Origin of the sequence: Kribbella sandramycini (assembly GCF_013131805.1) — a bacterium.
In the GTDB taxonomy this organism is placed as follows: domain Bacteria; phylum Actinomycetota; class Actinomycetes; order Propionibacteriales; family Kribbellaceae; genus Kribbella; species Kribbella sandramycini.
On record NZ_JABJRC010000001.1, the window covers coordinates 1,253,987 to 1,273,868 of the forward strand.

Sequence of the window (19,882 nt, forward strand, 5' to 3'; positions counted from 1 at the left end):
CTCGGCGACGGGACAACCGCCGAGGGCAGCCAGCAAACGCACCATCGCCACGCCGATCAGCCACGTTACGCAAACTGCAGCAAGTTGCAGAACAGTTGACAGCAGCAAGGCTGCCGGTCTTAACCTGAGTGGTGCATCCTGGCCGTCGTGACGATCGCCGACCCAGGCTGCGATGTCGTTGCCGGCAGCAAAGAAGTGGCGTCGCTTCCGCAATAAGCTGTACCGGTCGGCCGGCGCTGCTCTAGGTTGGACGCGTGCCGATGATCGAGGTCGTTGAACTGGTCAAGGAGTTCCGCAAGCCGCAGCCGACGACTGGCCGGCTGGCTGGGGTTCGGCAGCTGTGGGCGCCGAGGCGTACTGTCCGTGCGGTAGATCAGGTTGGGTTCGCAGTCGAGCGCGGTGAGATCGTTGGTTACCTGGGCGCCAATGGCGCCGGCAAGTCGACGACCATCAAGATGCTGACCGGGATCGTCGTGCCGACCTCGGGCACGGTGACGGTCAACGGCTTGGTGCCGTGGGCGAATCGCAAGAAACATGCCTACAATATCGGGGTCGTTTTCGGGCAGAAGACTCAGCTCTGGTTCGATTTGCCGCTGCGCGTCTCGCTGGAAACCATCCGGGACCTCTATCGGATCGGCGCAGCGGACTATGTCTCGCGGATCGACGAGTTCGACGAGGTCCTGCAGATCAAGGACTTCATGGACACGCCGATCCGTTCCCTCTCACTGGGACAGCGGATGCGTGGTGACCTCGCGGGCGCCATGCTCCATCGCCCTCAGGTGTTGTACCTGGACGAACCGACGGTGGGTCTCGACGTCGTCGCCAAGCAGGCCCTCCGCGATTTCATCGCGGAGCAGAATCGCGTGCACTCGACGACGGTGATGATCACCACGCATGACATGGACGACATCGAGCAGCTGTGCCGGCGGATCGTTCTGATCGACCGTGGGCGAGTTGTCTACGACGGCGACCTGAGCAGCCTGAAGCGCCGCTATCTGCCGTTCCGCGAGGTCGTGATCACACCCGGAGCCAATGCGGACACGGCGTACATCGGCGCGAAGCACGCTGATCGGCTGGAGAACGCTGACGGCACGATCTCACTTCGCTTCGACCCGGAACGGACCAGCGCCGCGGCAGTGATTGCCCAAGCCGCCTCGACGGCCGACATCGCCGACCTGCATGTCAACGAGCCCAAGCTCGAGGACGTGGTTCGCCTGATCTACGCCGAGGCCGAGCGGTGACCCAGTCGGCTCCGACCCCACGCCTCGAACGACCTCGGTGGATCGCACCGTGGTCCATGATTCGGCTCGGGTCCACGAACGCGCTCTTCTTCCGGGCCAACCTTGCGCTTTCCATGGTCTCGGTCGCGTTGCAAACCGTCCTGCTGGTGACTGTGTGGCGTGCCGTCTATTCCGGCCACGGCCAGGTCGCGGGCATCAATGAGGCGGACGCGGTCAGCTATGCCGTGATTGCGATGCTGCTCTGGCATATCGCGCTGCCCTGGCAACTATCGTCCATCCCCGACCGGGTTCGGGAGGGAACCGTTGCGACGGATCTCATCCGTCCCATCGGCGTCGTCGGGCAGAGCCTCCTGCAGGCTGTCGGCGCGACTGTCGGTGCGATCCCCGGGGTCATGGTCGGCCTGGCCGTCGCCTTCGCCTTCGGAGGGCTGGAGCCGCCGGCGTCTACAGGTGCGCTCGGCGGATTTCTCCTCACTGCCGCACTCGGATGGTCGATCGCCGCAATGCTCAACATCGCCGTGTCGATGGTGGCGTTCTGGACAACTGACACGCGCGGGCCGTTCTACATCTACCGGGCTGTCGCCAGCTTCGCCTCAGGTGCCCTGATCCCGCTGTGGTTCATGCCTACGTGGCTGCGCCCACTCCTCGATGCGCTGCCCTTCGGGCTCCAGGTGTTTGCCCCGCTCCAGCTCTGGCACGGGCAGGAACCGATCGGCAGACTCTGGGCCGTCCTCGCGACTCAGCTCGCCTGGTTGGCGGCAGCCGCCGCCATCGTTGCCTTGGTCAGCTGGCGCGCCCTGCGCAAGGTGGTGATCAACGGTGGCTGATCTCCTCCGGGACTTCCGCATCCTGCTGCGCGTCGCCTGGCTGACAGAACTGGAGCACAAGGCGAATTTCTTCATCTCTGTCATCGGCGCCTTGGCCTTCAACGCCGGTCAGCTTCTCTTCATCGGCGTGCTGCTGAACGCCTTCGGGTCAATTGCCGGCTGGACGCCGGCCGAAGTCATGGTGCTGTTCGGCATCCGGATGGCGAGCCACAGCATGTACGCCTTCTTCTTCCGAAGGGTGATCGACGTCGATCTCGTCGTGCACACAGGCGAGTTCGACCGTTACCTGCTACGCCCGACCAGCCCGTTTCTGCAACTGCTGACGCGCCGCTTCAACCTGCAACAATTCGGCGATGTGATCGTCGCCGCCGCGATCCTGGCGGTCGCCCTGCCCAAGGCCTCGATAACGTGGCATCCACTACTCGCACTCTGGCTCGTCATCGCCATCGGCGCCGGCGGAATGCTCGAAGGCGCACTCCAGCTGGCCCGCGGCGCACTGGCCTTCCGGCTGCAGAACACGCAGTCGCTGACCGCCTTGATCGACACCGTCTTCGGAACCTACGGAAACTTTCCCTTGCAGATCTTCGGCACGCTCGGGTCCATCCTGTTCACCGTGGTCCTGCCCCTGGCCTTCGTCGGCTGGATTCCGGCCGCCATCGTCACCGGGCGCACGGACTCACTCTGGTTCCCAACTTGGCTGGCGTGGCTCAGCCCAGCGGTAGGAGTGGCTGGTATGGCAGCGGCGATCTTCTTCTTCACCCGACAGTCTCGCCACTACTCCAGCCCCGGCTCGTGACTTCCCCCGCTACGCGGTCACAACGTGCGGCGCGAGCTGGCTCGGATTATTAGTTCGGGGGTGAACTCGACTTGGTCGGCGAAGCCGGGGTGGTCGAGGGATTTGAGGAGTAGGTCTACTGCGGTGGAGCCGAGGTGCTCGTCGGGGACGCGGATCGAGCTCAGAGTTTCGAAGCCTGCTGCTTCGGTGGCGATGTCGTTGTAGCCGATGATGGCGATGTCGCCGGGGATGTCGGTTGCGGCTGCTACGAGGGTCTCGCGGACGCCGGCGGCCACCGAGTCGTTGACGCAGAAGACGCCGTCGGGGCGGACCGCCGATGCGAGGAGGCGGTGCCCGATCTCCCGGCCGGCCGAGACGTCGCGCGTCGTCGAGTCGTAGCTCATCAAGAGGACGTCGGAGCGGTCGGCGACCGAGTCTGCGGCGCCTCGCCGACGGTCCACCACCTGGGGAATGTCCAGGGTTCCGCCGGCTACGGCGATGCGGGTGCAGCCCTGATCGAGGAGATGCTCGACTGCGAGCCGGCCACCGGCTCGGTTGCCGACCACGACAGCGGGCCAGCCGGGGGCCGGCGCGTGGTCGATCAGAACCGCTTCGATGCCGTATCGACGTAGCCCGGTCAGGTAGCTCGCCGGGTCGTGCGCGGGAGCGAGCAGTACGCCGCGGACGCGCTGCTCCTTGAACAGGGCGACGTACTCCGTCTCGGTCTGCTGATCGCCGCGGGTTTCAGCCAGCACCAGTCGCAGGCCGGCCTCCGCCGCGCGTTGCTGGGCGCCCCTGGCGACCGCGGTGAAGAACGGGTCGCCGATGTCGAACGCTACGAACGCGACCATCCGGCTGACCCCGTTGCGCAGCTGCCGGGCAGCTTCGTTCGGCACGAATTGCAGGTCGTCGATCGCGCGCTGGATCTTGGCGGAGCTGCGCTCGCCGACCTTGTCCGGGCTGTTCAGGTAGGTGGAGACCAGCGACACCGAGACACCGGCGCGCTCGGCGACGTCGCGGATGCGGACGTGATTCGGCATTGACCCTCTTTCCGGAGTACCCGGCATCGTTTCACGTCACCGGCCGTGGCGGCTTGAATCGATACAGAATTGCAGGGATATCAGCCTATGGACAGTGTTGTATCGTTTCAAGTACGGTCCCCGACGTGACCACCCATCGGGCTCGACGTCAGCTACTTCCGTGGCTACCACTGCTGCCACTGGTAGCAGTGGTCGGCCTGTTCGCGTACTACCCCGCGCTCTCCGCGTTCTTCCACTCGGCCTTCGAGTGGAATCCGGGCAGCGGGTCGACCTTCGTCGGCGCGGACAACTACCGCCAGATGCTGCAGGACGCCGTCTGGTGGCATTCGTTCCGCAATCTCGGAGTCATCTTCGTCTTCAACCTGGTCACGTGGATCTTCCCGCTGCTGGCGGCGGAGCTGCTGATCACCTTGAAGAGCCGGCGATGGCAGTTCGCGATGCGCACCCTCCTGATCGTGCCGATGGCCTTTCCCGGTGTCGTCACCGCACTGATCTGGGGATTCTTCTACGACCCCAACACCGGTGTCTTCAACCAGGTCCTGGCCGCCATCGGACTCGAGAGCCTGCAACAGAACTGGACCGGCTCGCCGAACTCGGCGCTGATCTCGCTGTTGCTCGTCGGGTTCCCGTTCATCGGCGGCCTGCCGTTCCTGGTGTTCTACTCCGGGCTCAACAACATTCCCCGGGAGATCTTCGAGGCAGCCGCGCTGGACGGCCTCGGCCGCTGGGGCCGACTCTGGCGGGTCGACCTGCCGCTGATCGCCGGTCAGCTCCGGGTGCTGTTGTTCCTGGTTGTCGTCGGCACCTTCCAGTACGGCTTCGTTGCCTACGTCCTGACCCAGGGCGGCCCGGACAACGCCACCGTCGTACCGCTGCTGTGGACGATCTCCCAAGCCTTCACGGCCGCCAACTGGGGTTACGCCGCAGCGCTGTCCGCAGTGCTGTTCACGGTCACGCTGGCCTTCAGCGCCGTCATCGCACTCCACCGCCGCCGGGAGACCGGTATGGCAGACGGGGGCCGGATGTGAGCCGCCTGCGATCCAATCAAGCCGGTATCAAGGCTGTCCTGCTGCTCCTGGTGCTCGGCGGGCTGGCGCCGTACCTGTTCATGATCATCACCTCGGGCAAGACGAACCAGCAGTTCGAGCGTTCGTTCTGGGCCCCCGACCTGCCGTTCCACCTCGAGAACTACGCGACCGCCTGGAACCAGATCCGTCCGTACCTGCTGAACTCCGTGCAGGTGGCGGTGATCTCGATCGTGATCACCGCGGTGATCGCCTCGGTGTCCGGCTTCGTGCTGTCGCGCTACCGCTTTCCGGGGCGGAGGTTGCTCTACGGGCTCGTCCTGGTGCTGATGGCAGTCCCTGGGATCACCAATCTGATCCCGCTGTTCGTGATGATGCGCGACTTCAACCTGCTCAACACGTACGTCGTCCTCGTCATCCCCTACGCGACCGGCGGGATCGTGCTGGGCACCATCCTGATGCGCAACTTCATCGACGCGATCCCGCAGTCGATCTACGACGCCGCCCGGGTCGACGGCGCCGGAGCGATCCGGATGTACACCCATGTCACGTTGCCGCTCTCGTTCCCCGCGCTCGGCTCGATCAGCCTGATCACGCTGACCACCGTGTGGAACGACTTCTTCTGGCCGCTGCTGGTCATCTCGGACGACCGGATGCGCACGGTCTCGGTCGGCCTGCAGTACTTCCAGGGCCAGAACGCGATCTCCTACGGCCCGCTGATGGCCGGCTACCTGCTCGCCAGCGTGCCGCTCGTCGTCGTGTTCGTGCTGTTGTCCAAGTACTTCCTCGCGGGTGTCCAAGGCGGACTCGCGGGATCTCAATGAAGGAGGGTCGCCATGCCAGCGATCAGCAAGCCAAGCACCGCGAAGATTCTCGCCATCGCCCTGAGCTCGGCCCTCGCGGCCGGGGCGCTCGCGGCCTGTACGCCGTCGTCCGGCTCCGGCTCCGGCTCCGGCACCGTGATCACCCTGTCCGGGCCGAATCAGTGGACCAGTGACACCCGCACCTTCGGCAAGGCCTGGGACCAGCTGATCGCCGACTTCCACCAGGCGAATCCCGATATCACCGTCAAGACCAACGTATTGCCGCTCTCCACGTTCCGCGATGCGCTCACCACGCAGCTGACCGCGGGAACCGCGTCCGAGCTGATCTTCAACCAGGTGGCCGGCAAACCCGGGCAGTTGCTCGACCTCACACCGTACCTGCAGAAGCCCAACCCGTACGTCGAAGGGTCGAAGTCCTGGATCTCCGACTTCAACCAGACCTACTACAACGCGGCCACCAGCAAGGATTCCGCCGGGGCCACCACCTGGGTTCCGTTCAACCTGATCACGGTCGGTATCTACTACAACAGCGACCTCCTGGCGAAGGCCGGGGTGGACGTGGCGCAGCTGGCCACCTTCGGCGGGTTCGTCAAAGCCTGCCAGACACTGAAGTCACAGGGGATCGAGCCTGTTGCCACTGACAACGGTGTGCTCGCCCCCGGCTGGGCCGGAACCGCGATCAACTCGACGCTGCTGACGGGTGTCGCGCAGAAGTACAACGTCTACGACACGAGCGGTAAGGCAGGCACGGCAACGATCACGACGCCGAAGAGCTGGGCGAAGGCGATCCTCAGTGGCGAGCTGAAGCTGACCGAGGAGCCGTCGGTGGCCGGAGCCGCGACCACGCTGAAGCAGTGGACCGACGCCTGCGCGTCGAAGAACTGGTCCGGCGTCCAGGCCCAGGGCGCCTTCAGCGGCGGTATCGCGTTCCCGGGTGGCAAGACCGCCTTCGCTTGGGGGACGAACCTGTCCGCGTCCGAGCTGGCCGACAAGGGCTTCAAGTACGGCACCGTCACCTTCCCGACCATCGCGAAGACCGATTCGCCGTACGCGTCCGGCGCCCCGGCCCAGTTCGGGATCGGCACCGGCGGTACGTCGTACTCGATCCCGGCCTATGTCGAGGGCGCGAAGCGGGACGCGGCGGTGAAGTTCCTGCAGTTCGTCACCAGCAAGAAGTCGACCGACTGGCTGGCCGCGACCGGCGGCATTCCGTCGATCGCGGACGGGCAGATCCCGGCAGCCATGAAGAACCTGGCCACGCCGGCCTGGTCCACGTCGCCGATCACCCTCAACGGACCCTTCAAGTCCCCGACGGCGAAGTCCGCCCAAAGCCCGACCTCGGGGTTCTTGATCGGGTCCAAGACGCTGCCGGAGTACCTCTCGCAGGCGCAGCAGGACAACGAGCAGTGGGCCAAGGAGCAGGTCAGCATCAACAAGTGGACCGAGGAGTGGAGCTCCAAGTGAGCATCGCTCCACTGCTGTGGCACCACGGCGAGGACCCGGAGACGATCGTCCGGGAGATCGAGGCGATCGCGTCGTCCGGGATTCGCGCCTTCGTTCTGGAGCCGCGGCCGCACCCCGACTACCTCGGCCCCCGCTACTGGTCCGACGTCGACGTGGTGCTCGCCGCCGCGCGCGAGCGCGACCTGAAGGTCTGGTTCTTCGACGACGGCCGCTTCCCGAGCGGCTGGGTGAGCGGCCGCGTGTCCGAGCGGCCCGACCTCGTCAAGCGGCATCTGGCCGCCCACCGGCTCGACGTCCAGGGCCCACGGGCCGGGGCGAGCGTTTCGGCCAAACATTGGCTGCCCGACGGGATCACGCTGCACGCGGTGGTCGCCGTACGGCGGGACTCGGTCGACACGATCGATTCGGACACCCTGGTGGACCTGACCGCGTCGGTGGTCGACGGAGTCCTCTACTGGGATGTGCCGCCGGGCCGATGGCGGATCGCCGTCCTGACCGAAGGCGATCGCGGACTCGAGGACGAGACCGCGGAGTACCTCAACCCGATCGCCGAGGGCGCGGCCGCCTTCCAGCTGGCGGTCGTGCACGAGGCGCACCGCGAGCGGTACGGCGCCGACTTCGGCGGATTGATCTCTGGGTTCTTCCAGGACGAGCCCAGGTTCGGCAACGGGACCGGGTACGAGTTCCAGTTCGGGCAGCCGGCCGAGGTGAGGGACGGGAACCCGCGGGACTACGTGCTGCCGTTCTCACCGGCGCTGTGGGCGCGGCTGGTGAAGCAGTGGGGCGCCGACGCGCGGCGGCGGCTGCCCTTGCTGTGGTGGGACGGCGAGCCGGAGCTCACCGCGCAGACCCGCTACACCTTCATGGACGAGGCCACGCGACTCTATGCGGAATTCCAGCGCGAGCTCGGGCAGTGGTGTGACGACGCCGGCGTACAGATGATCGGGCACGTCGTCGAGGACAACGGTGCGCACACCCGGCTCGGCTGGGGCGCCGGTCACTACTTCCGGGCGCTGAACGGGCAGCACATGGGCGGCATCGACCTCGTCCAGCACGTCCAGCCCGGCGTGATCGACGGCCGCCGAGTGGGAACCTTCGGGCGGTACGACGACGAGTTCTATTACTGGGGGCTCGCCAAGCTGGCCTCCTCCGCGGCGCACATCGATCCGCGGAAGGCCGGAAGGGCGATGTGCGAGGCCTTCGGCGCCTACGGGTGGCACCTCGGGCTGCGGCTGATGAAGCAGCTCACCGACCACCTCGCGGTCCGCGGCGTGAACTTCCTGGTGCCGCACGCCTTCTCGCCGCGGACCTGGGATCCGGACTGCCCACCGCACTTCTACAACGGCGGCCTGAACCCGCAGTGGCCGCATTTCCCGGTCTGGCGGGAGTACGCCGATCGGTTGTGCTCCGAGCTGTCCGGCGGAACTCATCACAATGACGCGATGGTCCTCTACCACGCCGAAGCCGAGTGGGCCGGCGAGGCGATGCCGTTCCAGCGCGTGCTGCAGGTGCTGATGCAGGCGCAGCGCGACGCGCACGTCGTACCGATCGACTCCCTGGCTGCGGTGAAACCCGAACTACTGATCGTTCCCTACGCCCAACGGATCCCACCGGAGCTGGCGGAGACCATCCTTGCGCTCGACATTCGCACGATCTTCGTGGACGCCGTCCCCCAGGCGTTCTCTGGTGCGGCCGCGGCTGAGCTGATGTCCAGGCTTACCGACCACGTCGACGTCGTACCGCTGTCAGACCTTGCTCAGCTCTTCACCGCCGCCGCATGGACTCCCTCGGAGCCGCAGCCATGGCTCAGAATCCTGAGATACGACGAGAAGGCGTTCCTGGTCAACGAGTCCATCACCGAAACCGTCGACACCTGGCTCACCCTTCCGGCCCTTGAAGGCCATCCGGTCCGCACCGACCTTCTCGCGTCGGCGGAGTGGACTCCTGAGCTCTCTGGAGACCGTGTCCGCCTTCGCCTGGGCCCAAGTGAGTCCTGCCTCCTCACCTGGCGACCGGCCGCACTCCCCGACCTGCCCGTCCGCGTTGCCCGCGCGGACCTGCCCCAGGATGGCTGGACGGTCTCCACCCGCGCCTACTCCGACAGCAAGTTCCGCCCGGTCGCGCTCACCTCCCTCGGCCCGGCCAACACCCCCGAGCGGCTGGCGGGGTTCGCCGGCACCATTCGCTATGAACGACTGACCGACCTCACAGACGTCACCGCCATCGACCTCGGCGAAGCAGGTGAAACAGCCGAACTCGTTGTCGACGGCGAGTCTCTGGGCGTCCGGATCGCACACCCGTACCTCTTCTCTGTTCCGCACACACACCGCCGGCCGGTGACACTCACCGTCGATGTCACCACCACTCTGGCGCCGGTGGCCGCCGACAACAGCTACGACGCCTACGTCACCCTGGACCCGACCGGCCTGATCGGTCCAGTCACGCTGTTCCACTAGGAGAGCCGGATGATTTCAGGTATGCAGCCTTCCGCTCCGCCGGCTCGGCGTCTGCCCGCTCTCGAGCCGACCGTCGTCCTGCGGCATGGCGAGCCCGAGTTTTCCGACCAGTTCGGCGCCCGGGACGTCTGGGTCTTCGAGAGTGCCGGTGTTTACCACCTGCACTACGACGCCGCCGGCGAGGACGGGTGGCTTGCGGCCCTGGCGACCAGCGCCGACGGGGTGGAGTGGACCAAACACGGCCCGGTGCTGGAGCTCGGCGAGCCGGGCGAGCCCGATTCCGCTTCGGCGTCGTACGGAACGACGTACTTCGACGGGGAGCAGTTCCACCTGTTCTACCTGGGCACGCCGAACGTGACCGACGACTACCTGAAGACACCCTCGTTCCCCTACCGGACGCTCAAGGCGGTCGCGGACGGACCGCGTGGCCCGTGGCGCAAGCAGCCCGCGGTCGTGCCGTTCGAGGTCGTGGCCGGAAGCTGGTACTCCGAGACAGCGAGCCCCGGCGCGATCGTTGCCCAGGACAACGAATATGTGATGCTGTTCAGCGCAGCCTGCACCGACGCGGACGGGCAGATCTGGCGCACGCTGGGCGTGGCCCGCAGTACCGACCTCAACACCTCGTGGACGGTCGATCCGGAACCGCTCCTACCGATCACCGAACAGATCGAGAACTCGTCCCTGTACTTCGACGAGCCCAGCGGGCGGTGGCTCTTGTTCACCAACCACATCGCGGTCGACCCGGACGCAGCACCTGTGCCGCCGCAGAACTCACAGGAGTACACCGACGCGATCTGGATGTACTGGTCCACCGATCCGACCAAGTTCGATCCCGCCGACAAGGCCGTCGTCGTCGATGCCGAGTCCAGCGGCTGGTCCCCCAAGGTGATCGGCCTGCCGAGCGTACTCCGGATCGGCGATCGGCTGGCCATCTACTTCGACGGCTCCACCACCGACGACATCGGCCACGGCCACCGCGACGTCGGCCTGGCCTGGTTGGACCTGCCGATCGTGCTGCCGTAGCAGTTGTGACTAGTCGTTGGTGAAGGCGGATGGGTTCTCTACGTGTGCGTTGTGGGCGAGGCCGGGGAGAGTGAAGGTTTGGTCGTGTAGTGCGGACAGCTCGGCGTCGGTGTTCATCGGGTCGAGCTCGCCGCGGGCCAGGACGACGTCCGCGTGGGCGGCCGCGAGCAGGTCGGGCATGTTCGGCGCTCCGACGCCGAAGGTGGCTGGGTCCATCGCCAGTCGCCAGCGACCGTCGACCTCCAGGAGGCCCTGGTCGACGGACTCGTCGGCTGGGTCCACCAGTCCTTGCAGGCCGGAGACCTTGAGGTATCGCGTGGCGGCATCTGCTCGGCTGTCGAACCACGTGATCGGCTTCTGCGCCAAGGCTGCTGCTTTCGCCAGCTCGTCGTCCGTCCACGACACCTTGACGCCGAGTGCGATCACGCGGTCGACCTGTACATCGTGTCGCCCACTGGCCAGCTCTAGGGCCAGCACCCCGCCTAGCGAGTGCCCGACGACGACCAGCCCGCGCCGGACCGGCAGCGCCTCGGCCACCGCGGCTGCCATGGACTCGAACGTGTACTGCGGCAGCGCCGCCGCCCGCCCGTGACCCGGCAAGTCTGGCGCCATTCGCGGATGCGCCCAGCCGTCCCATACCCGCCCCGTGGCCCCAAGCCCATGCAGCAACACCAGTGAACCCATGCCAGCCAGGCTGACACACCAACCCGCGCCATGCCCCTCGACACGAGTTTCGGCTAAGAGGCGAGGTAGTCCGCGAAGGTGGTGGATCCGTAGGGTGGGCCGTCGACCAGGGCCGCGCCGCCGCGGTAGCCGGCGAAGGTCTGGCCGGGGAGGCGGAGCCGGGCGATCGGACGGCGGGATCCGCGAGCTGCGGCCCATTCTCGGGCGAGGTCCACGACAGGCGTTTGGTCGGGGCCGCCGATGTCGGGGGCGCGGCCGTTGAGTGGTTGGGCAGCCAATTCGGTCAGGCGGCGGGCCACGTCCTCGACGGCAATCGGTTGTAGCGTCACTGCGGGGGCGATGACGAAGGGGATCTTCAAGCTGAAGATCCGGTCGAGAAGGTTGTAGAACTGGGTGACGCGCAGGATCGTGGACGGCGCCTCGCGTGCGGCGAGCAGTCGCTCGACTTCGAGTTTGGCGCGGTAGTACGCCAAGGGGATCCGGTCGACGCCGACGATCGAGGTGAAGACGATGTGGGTCGCGGGTGCGGCAGCCAGCAACGTGCGTGCTTGGTGGACGTCTCGTCGTCCGAGGCCGGTCGCGAGGTGGAAGATCAAGTCGGCGCCCTCGACAGCTTTGCGGACGCCGGCGCCGGTCGTCAGATCGCCTGTGGTCAATCCCGCGCCGGTCTTGCGGCCGAGGACGCGGACCGAGTGACCGGCATCCCGGAGGTGTTCGACGGTGGGCCGACCGAGCGCACCGGTGCCACCGGTCACGAGGATGCTTGTCATTTGGTGTCTCCATGTCGGCGCCAGTAGGCGAACGTCACCACCAGCAGCAGTGGGCCCCACAGTACGTGCGTCAGCAGACACGCGGCCGCCAGGCCCTCCCACCATGGAGAGCTGAACTGTACGTGGTCTCCCCGCAGCCAACGGATGCCGTCGCTGATCCACAACACCGACAACGCCGTACCCCCAAGTGCGGCGACGACAGCGACCACCCGCGGCCGAACCGGCCGTCCCCCGACCACCGGCAGCCACCGCGGCAACCGCTCACCCCAAGGCTCGACCAGGCCGACAGTGAGGAAGGCGAGCACCTCGATCACGACGATCAACCCGACCGTGTACGGCACCGCCCACCACTCCCACGGTGGCGCGTCCGGATCGACCATGCCCATCCCGAACCCGAAGGCGAACGGCAACCGCCACAACGCCGTCGGCAGGATCATCCACGGCACCGCCCACGCGCAGCGCACCACCCACGGCTCCATCGTTGTTACTTCGGTCTGCTACCGGCGGCTTTGAGCCAGGCCGCTTCCCATTGGCGTGTCAGCGACGGGTAGATGATCAGGTATCGGAACGGTGCGATGGCGGCCATGTAGGCGCGACCGAAGATGCCGTTCGGTTTGACGAGGGCCGCCATGCGCAGCTCGTATCCGCCGTCATCCGTCGCGACCCAACCCAGGTGCATGATGTCGTGGACCGTCCGGTTGGCCAGCTCGCGGGCGGCTTCGGTTTCGAGCTGGTAGACCTCGGCGAACGGGTCCGTGCAGGGTGTGGCCTTCGCGATCGTCTGGGCCAGGTCGGCCGGGAGGCGGTCGCGCAGCGAGGCGACTCGCTTGCCGAGGCCGGCCTTGGCGTCGTCCCAGCCGAGCAGGCCGCCGAGCTTCCAGCGGACGGCGAACAGGAACCTCACCGCGGCCGGATCCGTTCGGTTGTCGTAGGCCGCCTTCAGCGCCTCGATCATGACCGGAAAATCGTCGGGACCGGCGCCGGGGGCCCGGAAGGACCAGACGTCCTCGACCCTGAAGTCGCGGGTGAACTGGTGGATTCGCCAAGGTTGCTCGGTGTGGGCGGACTTGGGCAGACGCATGTTCCGGACAATACCATGACGTATGGTCCGTTGGCCGTGCACTGCGTACGACATCGATTGGCATACCATGTGGTCTTGTCGGTGATGGACCTTGATCGAATGAGGAACGATGGCGAGCAAGCGGGACTGGCTGGACGCGGGATTGACCATCCTGACCGAGGAGGGCGTGCCGGCCCTGACGATCGAGCGTCTGGTCGGCATGCTCGGTCTGACCAAGGGGTCCTTCTACCACCACTTCGGCAGCATGCCGGGTTACAAGACCGCGTTACTGGATCTGTACGAGCAGGAGTTCACCAGTCGCTTCGTCGAGGCGGTGGACGACGCCCGGGCCGCGCCGCGAGCCCGGCTGGACGCCTTGATGAACCTGGTCGTGAACGATCGCCGGGCCGATCCCGAGGTCGCCATCCGCGCCTGGGCGATGCAGGACGCCGAGGTCGGCGAGGTGCAGCGCCGGATCGACAACACCCGGATGAAATACCTGCGCGACCAGTGGCAGCAGCACACCGGCGACGCGACCGAGGCCAAACTGATGAGCCAGCTGATCTACCTGTCCCTCATCGGCGCCACGCACGCGGTCCCGCCGATCAAGGGCAAAGCCCTGCGCCGGCTGTTCGAGTTCGCCATGAACGAGATCCCCGCCCGGCAGCCGAAGACCTCCTGACCGCTCACAGCCGACGAGTGTCGACGACCGGCGGGACGGTATCGACCTCGATCGGCAGGGCGGCCAGGATCAGTACGCCGAGCAGGATCTGCGCATAGCCTCCGCCATCGGGCTCCAGCAGCGTGTCGAAGACGCCGAGGGCAAACATCCACCAGCCGAGCCGCGTGGGGATGCGTCCGATCTGCCGGACGAACCAGCGCATGGTCGATCCGATCATCAGCAGGACCAGACCTCCGATGAAGAACCAGGTCGCGAAGTCGCGCGAGTCGGTGTTCGACGCACCGACGACGCCGTCCGCGAGCATCCCGGTGACCTCATCCGGCAGATCGGCAACCACCCAGATCAGGTGAATCACACCGAGCGAAGTGGTGAGCGTCGGCAACCATCGAGTCAGCCGGCGCCTCACGACGCCGCCTCGCGACCTGGGTCCGCGAGTTCGGCCAGCACGGCGGCGTGATCCGACGGCCAGACGCCGTTCACGGGGGCGTCGGCCAGCACACGCACGCCTTTGACGGCACCCGCTCCGGTTGCCGACGGCAACCCCACATGCACGTAGTCGATTCGCGCATCAGGCTCCAGACCAGCCGCGACGTGCGGATTCTTCCGTTGCCAGGTCAACCCGGCCTCGGCGTCCTCGGCGTACCGCCAGGCATCGACCAGCACGAGCCCGGGGACGACCGGCGCGGTCAAATGTCCACCCAGCAAGCGGATCTCGTCGGACTGCGGCTCGGCGTTCAGATCTCCTGTCAGGACGGCCGGATACGCACAGCCGGCCGACCGCTCGGCGATCAGCCGGCACAGCTCCGCGACCTGTCCGCACCGCTGCGCCGACGCCCCCACGGTCGAGGTGAGTTGGGTGGTGAAGAACGGAAGGTCGCCGTACGGAGTTCTGATCCGCGCCAGCAGCGCCGTCCGCCCGTCGTCGCCCGAGAGGTGGACCGCTTCGCGTTCGGCAATCGGCCAGCGACTCAGCACCGCGTTACCGATGCCGATCTTCGAGTCGCCGATCCGCCGCTGCCACGCCTGCGGCGCCGGGGATGGCGCGTAGGCCCAGTGATACCCGAGCTCCTCAGCGAGCCGGCCCGCCAGGTTGACGCTGCCGTCGTCCCAGATCTCCTGCAACCCGCAGACGTCCGGCCGAGCCTGCCCAAGCACCTGCCGGATCGCCTCTCGACGACCCCGCCAATCACCGAACCGCCACCACACGTTCCACGTCAGCACCCGAACCACCGCTCACTCCAATCCAGGCCGCCACACCGCCCGACATTTCATACCGTACAGTATGGTCTGATCTGCACGAGAGGCGTCAACCCAATGGGTAGGCGTTGATGACGGTTTGAGTGGTGGTGTTGCCGGTGCTGTCGAGGAGGTGGGCTTCGAGGGAGATGTGGTTGCCGGGTGGGGTTTCGAAAGTCGCTTGGTAGTGGGCTGCGGTGGTGGGGGTGATGGTGGCCGGGTGCCAGGTGCGGCCGGCGTCGCCGGAGACGTGGACAGTCAGGGTGCGGAGGGGCGGGACTTTGGCGCCGGGTTGGGCGTCGATGACGATGGGCACGGTGCTCATGCGGGTACGCCGGACGACGTTGCGGCCATCGACCTGCGGTCGGTAGCGGACGCCGAGTAGCGGCAACTGGGTAGGCTCCGACGTCGCAGCGGAGGTGAAGGTCCAGGTGAGGTCGGTGCGGCTGCTGAAGGACGACGTCCGGGTTTGCGTCGTCTCCAGGCGGTAGGACGCCGGCTCGGCGGGGAGGCCAGTGGCCTCGACGAAGCCGAAGGCGCGCGATTCCGCGACCTTGACGCCGTCCCGCAGCAGGGTGCTGGCGGCCGCGTCGTTCGCGCTTCGGCCGCGGTTGCCGTCGGCGTCGCCGGTGGGGGTGACCTCGAGGCGCAGCCGGTCTTGCGTGCGCTGCGCGAGCACAGGGGCTGGGACGAAGGGCGCCGCGTTGAAGCGCTCCGCGTACGACGTACCGGCCCGGTACGTACGCCGATCGCTTCCGACACCCGAGATCCGGCCGTCGGGATCGATCGTGAAGACGCCGGTCACCCAGGGGAACCCCGGTTCGAGGAAGGCTCGGGTGGTCGTCGGCGCGCTGAACCGGATTCCGGGGGTGACGAATCCAGATCCGTTCCCGGTGCCGGCGGACAGCGTTCGTTCGAGCGCGTCATCGGAGGTCGCGTTGATCGTCTGATCGACGCGGGCCAGGTCGCGATCCCGGACCGTGCGGGTCAGGCCGGTCGGGAATCGCCCTGGGGTCGTGTGCACCGGCGCGTAGAGGTAGGGCGTGTTCCGGAAGTCGCCGTCCACACCGGGCCGGCCCCACTGGGTGGCGATCCAGCCGGTCATCACCGACGGCGCGACCGCAGGACCGACCTGCGCGACGTGGATTTGGCTCTGATCGGTGAAGAGCTCGTTCAGCCCGATCTGGCGGGACGGGTCGGCGGCGGCGCGGTGGTAGCCGACGTCCCCGACAACGAGCCGGGCGTCACTGCGCGGCAGGGTCAGCCGGATGGGCTTGGTCGTGCGCGCGTCCAGGACGATGGTGGTGTCCTTCGTCAGCTGCAGCCCGGCGTGCACCATCCGGTAGTACTGCGGGCCTTCGGTCTGCTGACCACCGGCGATCACGTACTCGCCCTTGGGTAGCCGCAGCGTCGTCGTCGACTTGTCCCAGGTGTCGACGGAGACGTCCTGATCCAGGCTGTGGACGCGGGTCTCGCCGGGATAGGGCTGCCCGTCGAGGCCGAGGTGCTTGACGGTGAGCGAGTAGCGTTCGGCCTCCTTGTCGACGCCGATCGCGGCCGTGATGCGCAGCGCGCCGGCGGTTGCGGCGAGGCGTCCCGAGTACAAGCCGTCCGGACCGTCGTGCCGGGTGTTCGCGGTCGCCTGCACCGAGACGCTGCCGCCTGCGGGCACGGTGATTGTGTTCGCGCTCAGTGCGATAGCGCCGTCCGCGGCCGGGTTTCCGGCCGGGTCGTTCAGGACCGCGGACAACGCGAGCGTGACCGGCTGGGCGCCGAAGTTCCGGTAGGTGACGGTGCGGGTGATCGGTACGTCGTCGTCATGCGGCCAGCTCGCCGTACCGAAGGAGAGATTGCCGGACTCGAGGACGACGCTCTGCTCGATGCCGCGGGCAACATCCACCCGGCCGGCGCCCTGTTCGTACGCCGTCGGCTCGGCAGCAGGTGCGGCCGATCCGATGAGCGCGCCCTTCAGGGTTGGCGCCGTCCAGGCCGGGTGTTGCTGCGCGAGGATGGCGGCCGCTCCGGCGACGTGTGGGGTCGCCATCGACGTACCGTCGAGGCTCAGGTAGTCGCTGCCGACCGGATCGCCGATCACCGCGTCGCGCGCCTTGGCGGCCACGATCGCGACTCCGGGTGCGGTGACGTCGGGTTTGAGACCGCCGTCACCCGCGCGCGGGCCGCGGCCGGAGAACCCGGCAAGCTGGTCCTGCTTGTCGACGGCGCCGACGGTGAGTGCGGCCTGCGCGCTCCCCGGTGAGGTGATGGTCCCGGCCTTTGGACCTTCGTTGCCCGCAGCAACGACGAAGAGGGCGCCGGTCTGCTCGGTCAGCCGGTCGACGGCGGCCTCCAGCGGATCGACGTCGGGGGTATCGGATCCGCCGAGGCTGACATTGATCACCTTCGCCCGGACCTCGGTCGCGGCCCAGTTCATCCCGGCCAGGATCGCCGACTCCGGACATCCCCCGGTCTCGCACACCTTGCCGTCGTACAACGCGGCGTCCGAGGCCGCACCTGATCCCGCGATGGTCGACGCGACGTGGGTGCCGTGGCCGACCTGATCGCCGTCCGGGTCGGCGGTGAAGTTCTTGGCGCCGGCCATCCGGCCGGCCAGATCGGGATGGGTGGCGTCGATCCCCGAGTCGAGGACCGCCACCGAGACGCCCTTACCCGTGTACCCGGCTCGCCAGGCCGTCGGCGCGCCGATCTGCGGGACGGAGCGGTCCAGCGAGATCTGGCGCTTGCCGTCGAGCCAGATCTTGCCGACCGCGGTCAGCCACTCCGGACTGCTGCCTTTGGCAACAGTCACCGCCGCCCCGTTGATCGCCGGCAGCGCACGGGTCGCCGTGGCGCCCGGCAGAGCGGCACGCTGCTTGCCTTTGTAGGTGACGAGCAGCGGAATGGACGACGTCGCCCGGTCGTCGAACCCGTCCCGCAGTAGACCGGCGACGTCGAACAACCGTCGATCGAGTTTGCCCTCGGCCACTGCGCCGCGCACGTCGGACGGGACGACGTACAGCTGGTCTCGGGTCCGCTCGGTGCTGAACAGCAGCCCCCGCCGTCCCGATCCCGGCTCCACCGTGACATTGCCGCCGGCCACCTTCACCTTGTCGCCGGTGATCAGAGTGACGGTCCGCTCCCCCGTCCGATCAGCCGGCGCGGCGACGGCCGGGAGGCCGCCGCCGGCCAGACCGAGCACTACTACACCAACGCCCCACGATCGCAGTCGCCCCAGCACCAGAGATCCTTCCGTTCGGCGGTCCGGTTCTGGGCTCAGGACGCCCGACACCGCCGAAAGGTTCTGTGCCGGCTGGGATCAGCGGTAGGTGTAGCTGATTCGGCCGGCTTTGGGGTGGTGGATGTTGGTGGTGTTGATGAGGGTTTTGGCCGAGTGGGTGGACCAGGGGCCGAAAAGGTCCGTGTAGCCGAGGGTGCCGTTGGCGCCGGTGACGGGGAGGTAGGGCGGTTCATTGGGGTGGTCGCGGCGCTGTTTGCGTTGCCAGTCGGCCCAAACCTTGTCGACGAACGCGTGATGGAGCCAGAAGGCCGGGTCGTTGGGTGAGCCGGCGCTGCCCATGTGGCCGCCGAGGGCGACGTGCGGCATGCCGTGCTGGTCCGACTCGAAGAAGGACGCGAAGACGTCGTACGTGGTGTGGTCCAGGACGTCGAGGAGGCCGAGGCCGCGATCGCGGAACCATTCGCCCTCGTTCGCGCGCCGGGCCTCTTTCTCGGCCTCGGTCTCGCGGTGGTGGAACGGCAGACTCTCGCTGAGCGGCAGGACGCACTCGCGGATCAGGAACGGCCGCTCGTCGACGACCTGATGGACGAGCCACACCTCCTTGCGGGACGGCGGCAGCTCGTTGAGCTTGGTCTTGAGCTCGGCCCAGATGGCTTCCCCCTCTTCGTAGGGAAGCTCCCGGATCTTCCCGGCGGCGCGCAGTTTGGCCATCGATGCCTCGGACAACAGTTCGGGCAGCCGGGAGTCGGGGACGCCGAACCGCCCGGTCTGCACCTGGCCGAGCAGCCCGGTGCCGTCGCCGCCCAGCCAGTCGGGCACCCAGGGACTCGCCGTCACATCCCGGTCGTCGATCCAGTTCCAGTACGGCAGCGAGATGAACGGCTTGCCGCGGGCAACCGTCGTCCGGTTGAGCGCGATCTCCAACTCGATCAGGAACTGCCGGTGCCAGGGCAGGAAGTTCGGCGAGCCATGGGCGACTCCACTGAAGAAGGCGTCGTAGTGCACCGCGACGAAGTCGCCGTAGATGGTGCCGTGGCTGTTGGCCGGGTGCGGCTTCGGGGAGGGCTTCTTCTTGAGCTCCAGGAGGGCGTCGAGGAAGCGGCCGCGCTCGGCGAGCGTGCAATCGCGGTGGTTCTTGCGCACGTACGTCGGCATGGCCCTCACCCGCCGTGGTGATGGTGGACGACGGCCAACTGGGCTCCGTGCAGGTGATCGACCGCCTGCCGGACGACGTCCCGCAGCGTCGGCGCCGGCGCGTAGTGGACGACCGAACTGGCGTAACACCCGTCCGGACGCCGCATCACGTGCAACGGGCGCCCGTCGATCTGCGCCGCCGACATCGGCAGATGCCCGGCGGCCTGGTTCTGCGCCACCGTCCCCTGAATCCGCCGTCCCTGGTAGATCTCGTCGAACAACTCGCCCGCCGCGACCGCGGGCGTACTGCCCCACGTCACCGCGACGGTGCCCGTGACAGCGACCGCACCGGCCGCCCCCGTCACCGCGAGCAAGGTCCTGCGACTGATCTGACTCAAGGATTCAC

The 19,882-nt window shown here is 67.4% G+C and carries 19 protein-coding genes; 9 read left to right on the forward strand and 10 right to left on the reverse strand.

The genetic code is table 11. The features are described from left to right. Nucleotides 1–260 precede the first annotated feature (260 nt). From HPO96_RS05525 to HPO96_RS05535, 3 genes are read left to right on the forward strand one after another with little or no spacing between them, the layout of a single operon-like run. A complete protein-coding gene (locus HPO96_RS05525) occupies nucleotides 261–1,241 on the forward strand; it encodes an ABC transporter ATP-binding protein (protein ID WP_202885703.1) in 981 nt (326 codons plus the stop codon). A 56-nt stretch (nucleotides 1,242–1,297) separates the two neighbouring features. After that, nucleotides 1,298–2,068, forward strand: a complete 771-nt coding sequence (locus HPO96_RS05530; protein ID WP_171671528.1) for an ABC transporter permease — start codon at nucleotides 1,298–1,300, stop codon at nucleotides 2,066–2,068. After that, complete coding sequence (locus HPO96_RS05535) at nucleotides 2,061–2,864, forward strand: ABC-2 family transporter protein (RefSeq protein WP_171671529.1); 804 nt, start codon at nucleotides 2,061–2,063, stop codon at nucleotides 2,862–2,864. The genes HPO96_RS05530 and HPO96_RS05535 overlap by 8 nt, the downstream gene beginning before the upstream one ends. Before the next feature lie 17 nt (nucleotides 2,865–2,881). Here the strand turns inward: HPO96_RS05535 and HPO96_RS05540 are convergent, their stop codons facing one another. Then, entirely contained in the window at nucleotides 2,882–3,883 is a 1,002-nt protein-coding gene (locus tag HPO96_RS05540; RefSeq protein ID WP_171671531.1) for a LacI family DNA-binding transcriptional regulator, read from the reverse strand. Between the two features lie 125 nt (nucleotides 3,884–4,008). On the opposite strand from HPO96_RS05540, the gene HPO96_RS05545 reads away from it, so the two are divergent. Genes HPO96_RS05545 through HPO96_RS05565 form a run of 5 tightly spaced genes read left to right on the forward strand, consistent with a single transcriptional unit; the run spans nucleotide 4,009 to nucleotide 10,675 of the window. Continuing rightward, the gene (locus HPO96_RS05545) at nucleotides 4,009–4,911 is read left to right on the forward strand and encodes an ABC transporter permease subunit (protein WP_171671533.1); all 903 of its coding nucleotides are present in this window, start codon (nucleotides 4,009–4,011) and stop codon (nucleotides 4,909–4,911) included. Beyond that, nucleotides 4,908–5,732 (forward strand): carbohydrate ABC transporter permease, encoded by an 825-nt coding sequence (locus HPO96_RS05550; protein WP_337796515.1) that lies wholly within the window; start codon nucleotides 4,908–4,910, stop codon nucleotides 5,730–5,732. Before HPO96_RS05545 ends, HPO96_RS05550 begins: the two co-directional genes overlap by 4 nt. A gap of 12 nt (nucleotides 5,733–5,744) precedes the next feature. Beyond that, on the forward strand, nucleotides 5,745–7,196 hold the full coding sequence (locus HPO96_RS05555) for an ABC transporter substrate-binding protein (RefSeq protein WP_171671534.1): 1,452 nt from the start codon (nucleotides 5,745–5,747) through the stop codon (nucleotides 7,194–7,196). Continuing rightward, entirely contained in the window at nucleotides 7,193–9,652 is a 2,460-nt protein-coding gene (locus HPO96_RS05560) for a hypothetical protein (protein ID WP_171671536.1), read from the forward strand. The genes HPO96_RS05555 and HPO96_RS05560 overlap by 4 nt, the downstream gene beginning before the upstream one ends. A 21-nt stretch (nucleotides 9,653–9,673) precedes the next feature. Further along, nucleotides 9,674–10,675, forward strand: coding sequence for a glycoside hydrolase family protein (locus HPO96_RS05565; RefSeq protein WP_171671538.1), 1,002 nt, complete (start codon nucleotides 9,674–9,676; stop codon nucleotides 10,673–10,675). A gap of 9 nt (nucleotides 10,676–10,684) precedes the next feature. Here the strand turns inward: HPO96_RS05565 and HPO96_RS05570 are convergent, their stop codons facing one another. Genes HPO96_RS05570 through HPO96_RS05585 form a run of 4 tightly spaced genes read right to left on the reverse strand, consistent with a single transcriptional unit; the run spans nucleotide 10,685 to nucleotide 13,210 of the window. Then, nucleotides 10,685–11,359, reverse strand: a complete 675-nt coding sequence (locus HPO96_RS05570; protein ID WP_171671539.1) for an alpha/beta fold hydrolase — start codon at nucleotides 11,357–11,359, stop codon at nucleotides 10,685–10,687. Nucleotides 11,360–11,412: 53 nt separating this feature from the next. Then, on the reverse strand, nucleotides 11,413–12,129 hold the full coding sequence (locus HPO96_RS05575; protein WP_171671541.1) for an SDR family oxidoreductase: 717 nt from the start codon (nucleotides 12,127–12,129) through the stop codon (nucleotides 11,413–11,415). Next, nucleotides 12,126–12,608, reverse strand: a complete 483-nt coding sequence (locus HPO96_RS05580; RefSeq protein WP_171671543.1) for a hypothetical protein — start codon at nucleotides 12,606–12,608, stop codon at nucleotides 12,126–12,128. Before HPO96_RS05580 ends, HPO96_RS05575 begins: the two co-directional genes overlap by 4 nt. 5 nt (nucleotides 12,609–12,613) lie before the next feature. Then, a complete protein-coding gene (locus HPO96_RS05585; RefSeq protein ID WP_171671545.1) occupies nucleotides 12,614–13,210 on the reverse strand; it encodes a DUF2867 domain-containing protein in 597 nt (198 codons plus the stop codon). A gap of 109 nt (nucleotides 13,211–13,319) precedes the next feature. Between HPO96_RS05585 and HPO96_RS05590 the strand changes: the two genes are divergently transcribed. After that, on the forward strand, nucleotides 13,320–13,871 hold the full coding sequence (locus tag HPO96_RS05590; protein ID WP_171671546.1) for a TetR/AcrR family transcriptional regulator: 552 nt from the start codon (nucleotides 13,320–13,322) through the stop codon (nucleotides 13,869–13,871). Nucleotides 13,872–13,875: 4 nt separating this feature from the next. Here HPO96_RS05590 and HPO96_RS05595 read toward each other — a convergent pair whose 3' ends face one another. From HPO96_RS05595 to HPO96_RS05615, 5 genes are all read right to left on the reverse strand, one after another. Then, the gene (locus tag HPO96_RS05595; RefSeq protein ID WP_171671548.1) at nucleotides 13,876–14,277 is read right to left on the reverse strand and encodes a DUF6463 family protein; all 402 of its coding nucleotides are present in this window, start codon (nucleotides 14,275–14,277) and stop codon (nucleotides 13,876–13,878) included. Next, nucleotides 14,274–15,101 (reverse strand): endonuclease/exonuclease/phosphatase family protein, encoded by an 828-nt coding sequence (locus HPO96_RS05600; protein ID WP_171671549.1) that lies wholly within the window; start codon nucleotides 15,099–15,101, stop codon nucleotides 14,274–14,276. The genes HPO96_RS05595 and HPO96_RS05600 overlap by 4 nt, the downstream gene beginning before the upstream one ends. Nucleotides 15,102–15,177: 76 nt before the next feature. After that, nucleotides 15,178–18,342 (reverse strand): S8 family serine peptidase, encoded by a 3,165-nt coding sequence (locus HPO96_RS05605; RefSeq protein WP_337796516.1) that lies wholly within the window; start codon nucleotides 18,340–18,342, stop codon nucleotides 15,178–15,180. A gap of 78 nt (nucleotides 18,343–18,420) precedes the next feature. Beyond that, entirely contained in the window at nucleotides 18,421–19,497 is a 1,077-nt protein-coding gene (locus tag HPO96_RS05610) for a tyrosinase family protein (protein ID WP_171671551.1), read from the reverse strand. A 5-nt stretch (nucleotides 19,498–19,502) separates the two neighbouring features. Further along, nucleotides 19,503–19,874 carry a tyrosinase family oxidase copper chaperone gene (locus HPO96_RS05615; protein WP_171671552.1) on the reverse strand — a complete coding sequence of 124 codons (372 nt, stop codon included), beginning with the start codon at nucleotides 19,872–19,874 and terminating at the stop codon, nucleotides 19,503–19,505. Nucleotides 19,875–19,882 lie beyond the last annotated feature (8 nt).

What these genes read in the sequence shown, in the direction of transcription:
- HPO96_RS05525 (WP_202885703.1), top strand. Translation starts at nt 261, where the DNA reads ATGATCGAGGTCGTTGAACTGGTCAAGGAGTTCCGCAAGCCGCAGCCG.
- HPO96_RS05530 (WP_171671528.1), top strand. Translation starts at nt 1,298, where the DNA reads ATGATTCGGCTCGGGTCCACGAACGCGCTCTTCTTCCGGGCCAACCTT.
- HPO96_RS05540 (WP_171671531.1), bottom strand. Translation starts at nt 3,883, where the DNA reads ATGCCGAATCACGTCCGCATCCGCGACGTCGCCGAGCGCGCCGGTGTC.
- HPO96_RS05555 (WP_171671534.1), top strand. Translation starts at nt 5,745, where the DNA reads ATGCCAGCGATCAGCAAGCCAAGCACCGCGAAGATTCTCGCCATCGCC.
- HPO96_RS05565 (WP_171671538.1), top strand. Translation starts at nt 9,674, where the DNA reads ATGCAGCCTTCCGCTCCGCCGGCTCGGCGTCTGCCCGCTCTCGAGCCG.
- HPO96_RS05570 (WP_171671539.1), bottom strand. Translation starts at nt 11,359, where the DNA reads ATGGGTTCACTGGTGTTGCTGCATGGGCTTGGGGCCACGGGGCGGGTA.
- HPO96_RS05575 (WP_171671541.1), bottom strand. Translation starts at nt 12,129, where the DNA reads ATGACAAGCATCCTCGTGACCGGTGGCACCGGTGCGCTCGGTCGGCCC.
- HPO96_RS05580 (WP_171671543.1), bottom strand. Translation starts at nt 12,608, where the DNA reads ATGGAGCCGTGGGTGGTGCGCTGCGCGTGGGCGGTGCCGTGGATGATC.
- HPO96_RS05585 (WP_171671545.1), bottom strand. Translation starts at nt 13,210, where the DNA reads ATGCGTCTGCCCAAGTCCGCCCACACCGAGCAACCTTGGCGAATCCAC.
- HPO96_RS05590 (WP_171671546.1), top strand. Translation starts at nt 13,320, where the DNA reads ATGGCGAGCAAGCGGGACTGGCTGGACGCGGGATTGACCATCCTGACC.
- HPO96_RS05610 (WP_171671551.1), bottom strand. Translation starts at nt 19,497, where the DNA reads ATGCCGACGTACGTGCGCAAGAACCACCGCGATTGCACGCTCGCCGAG.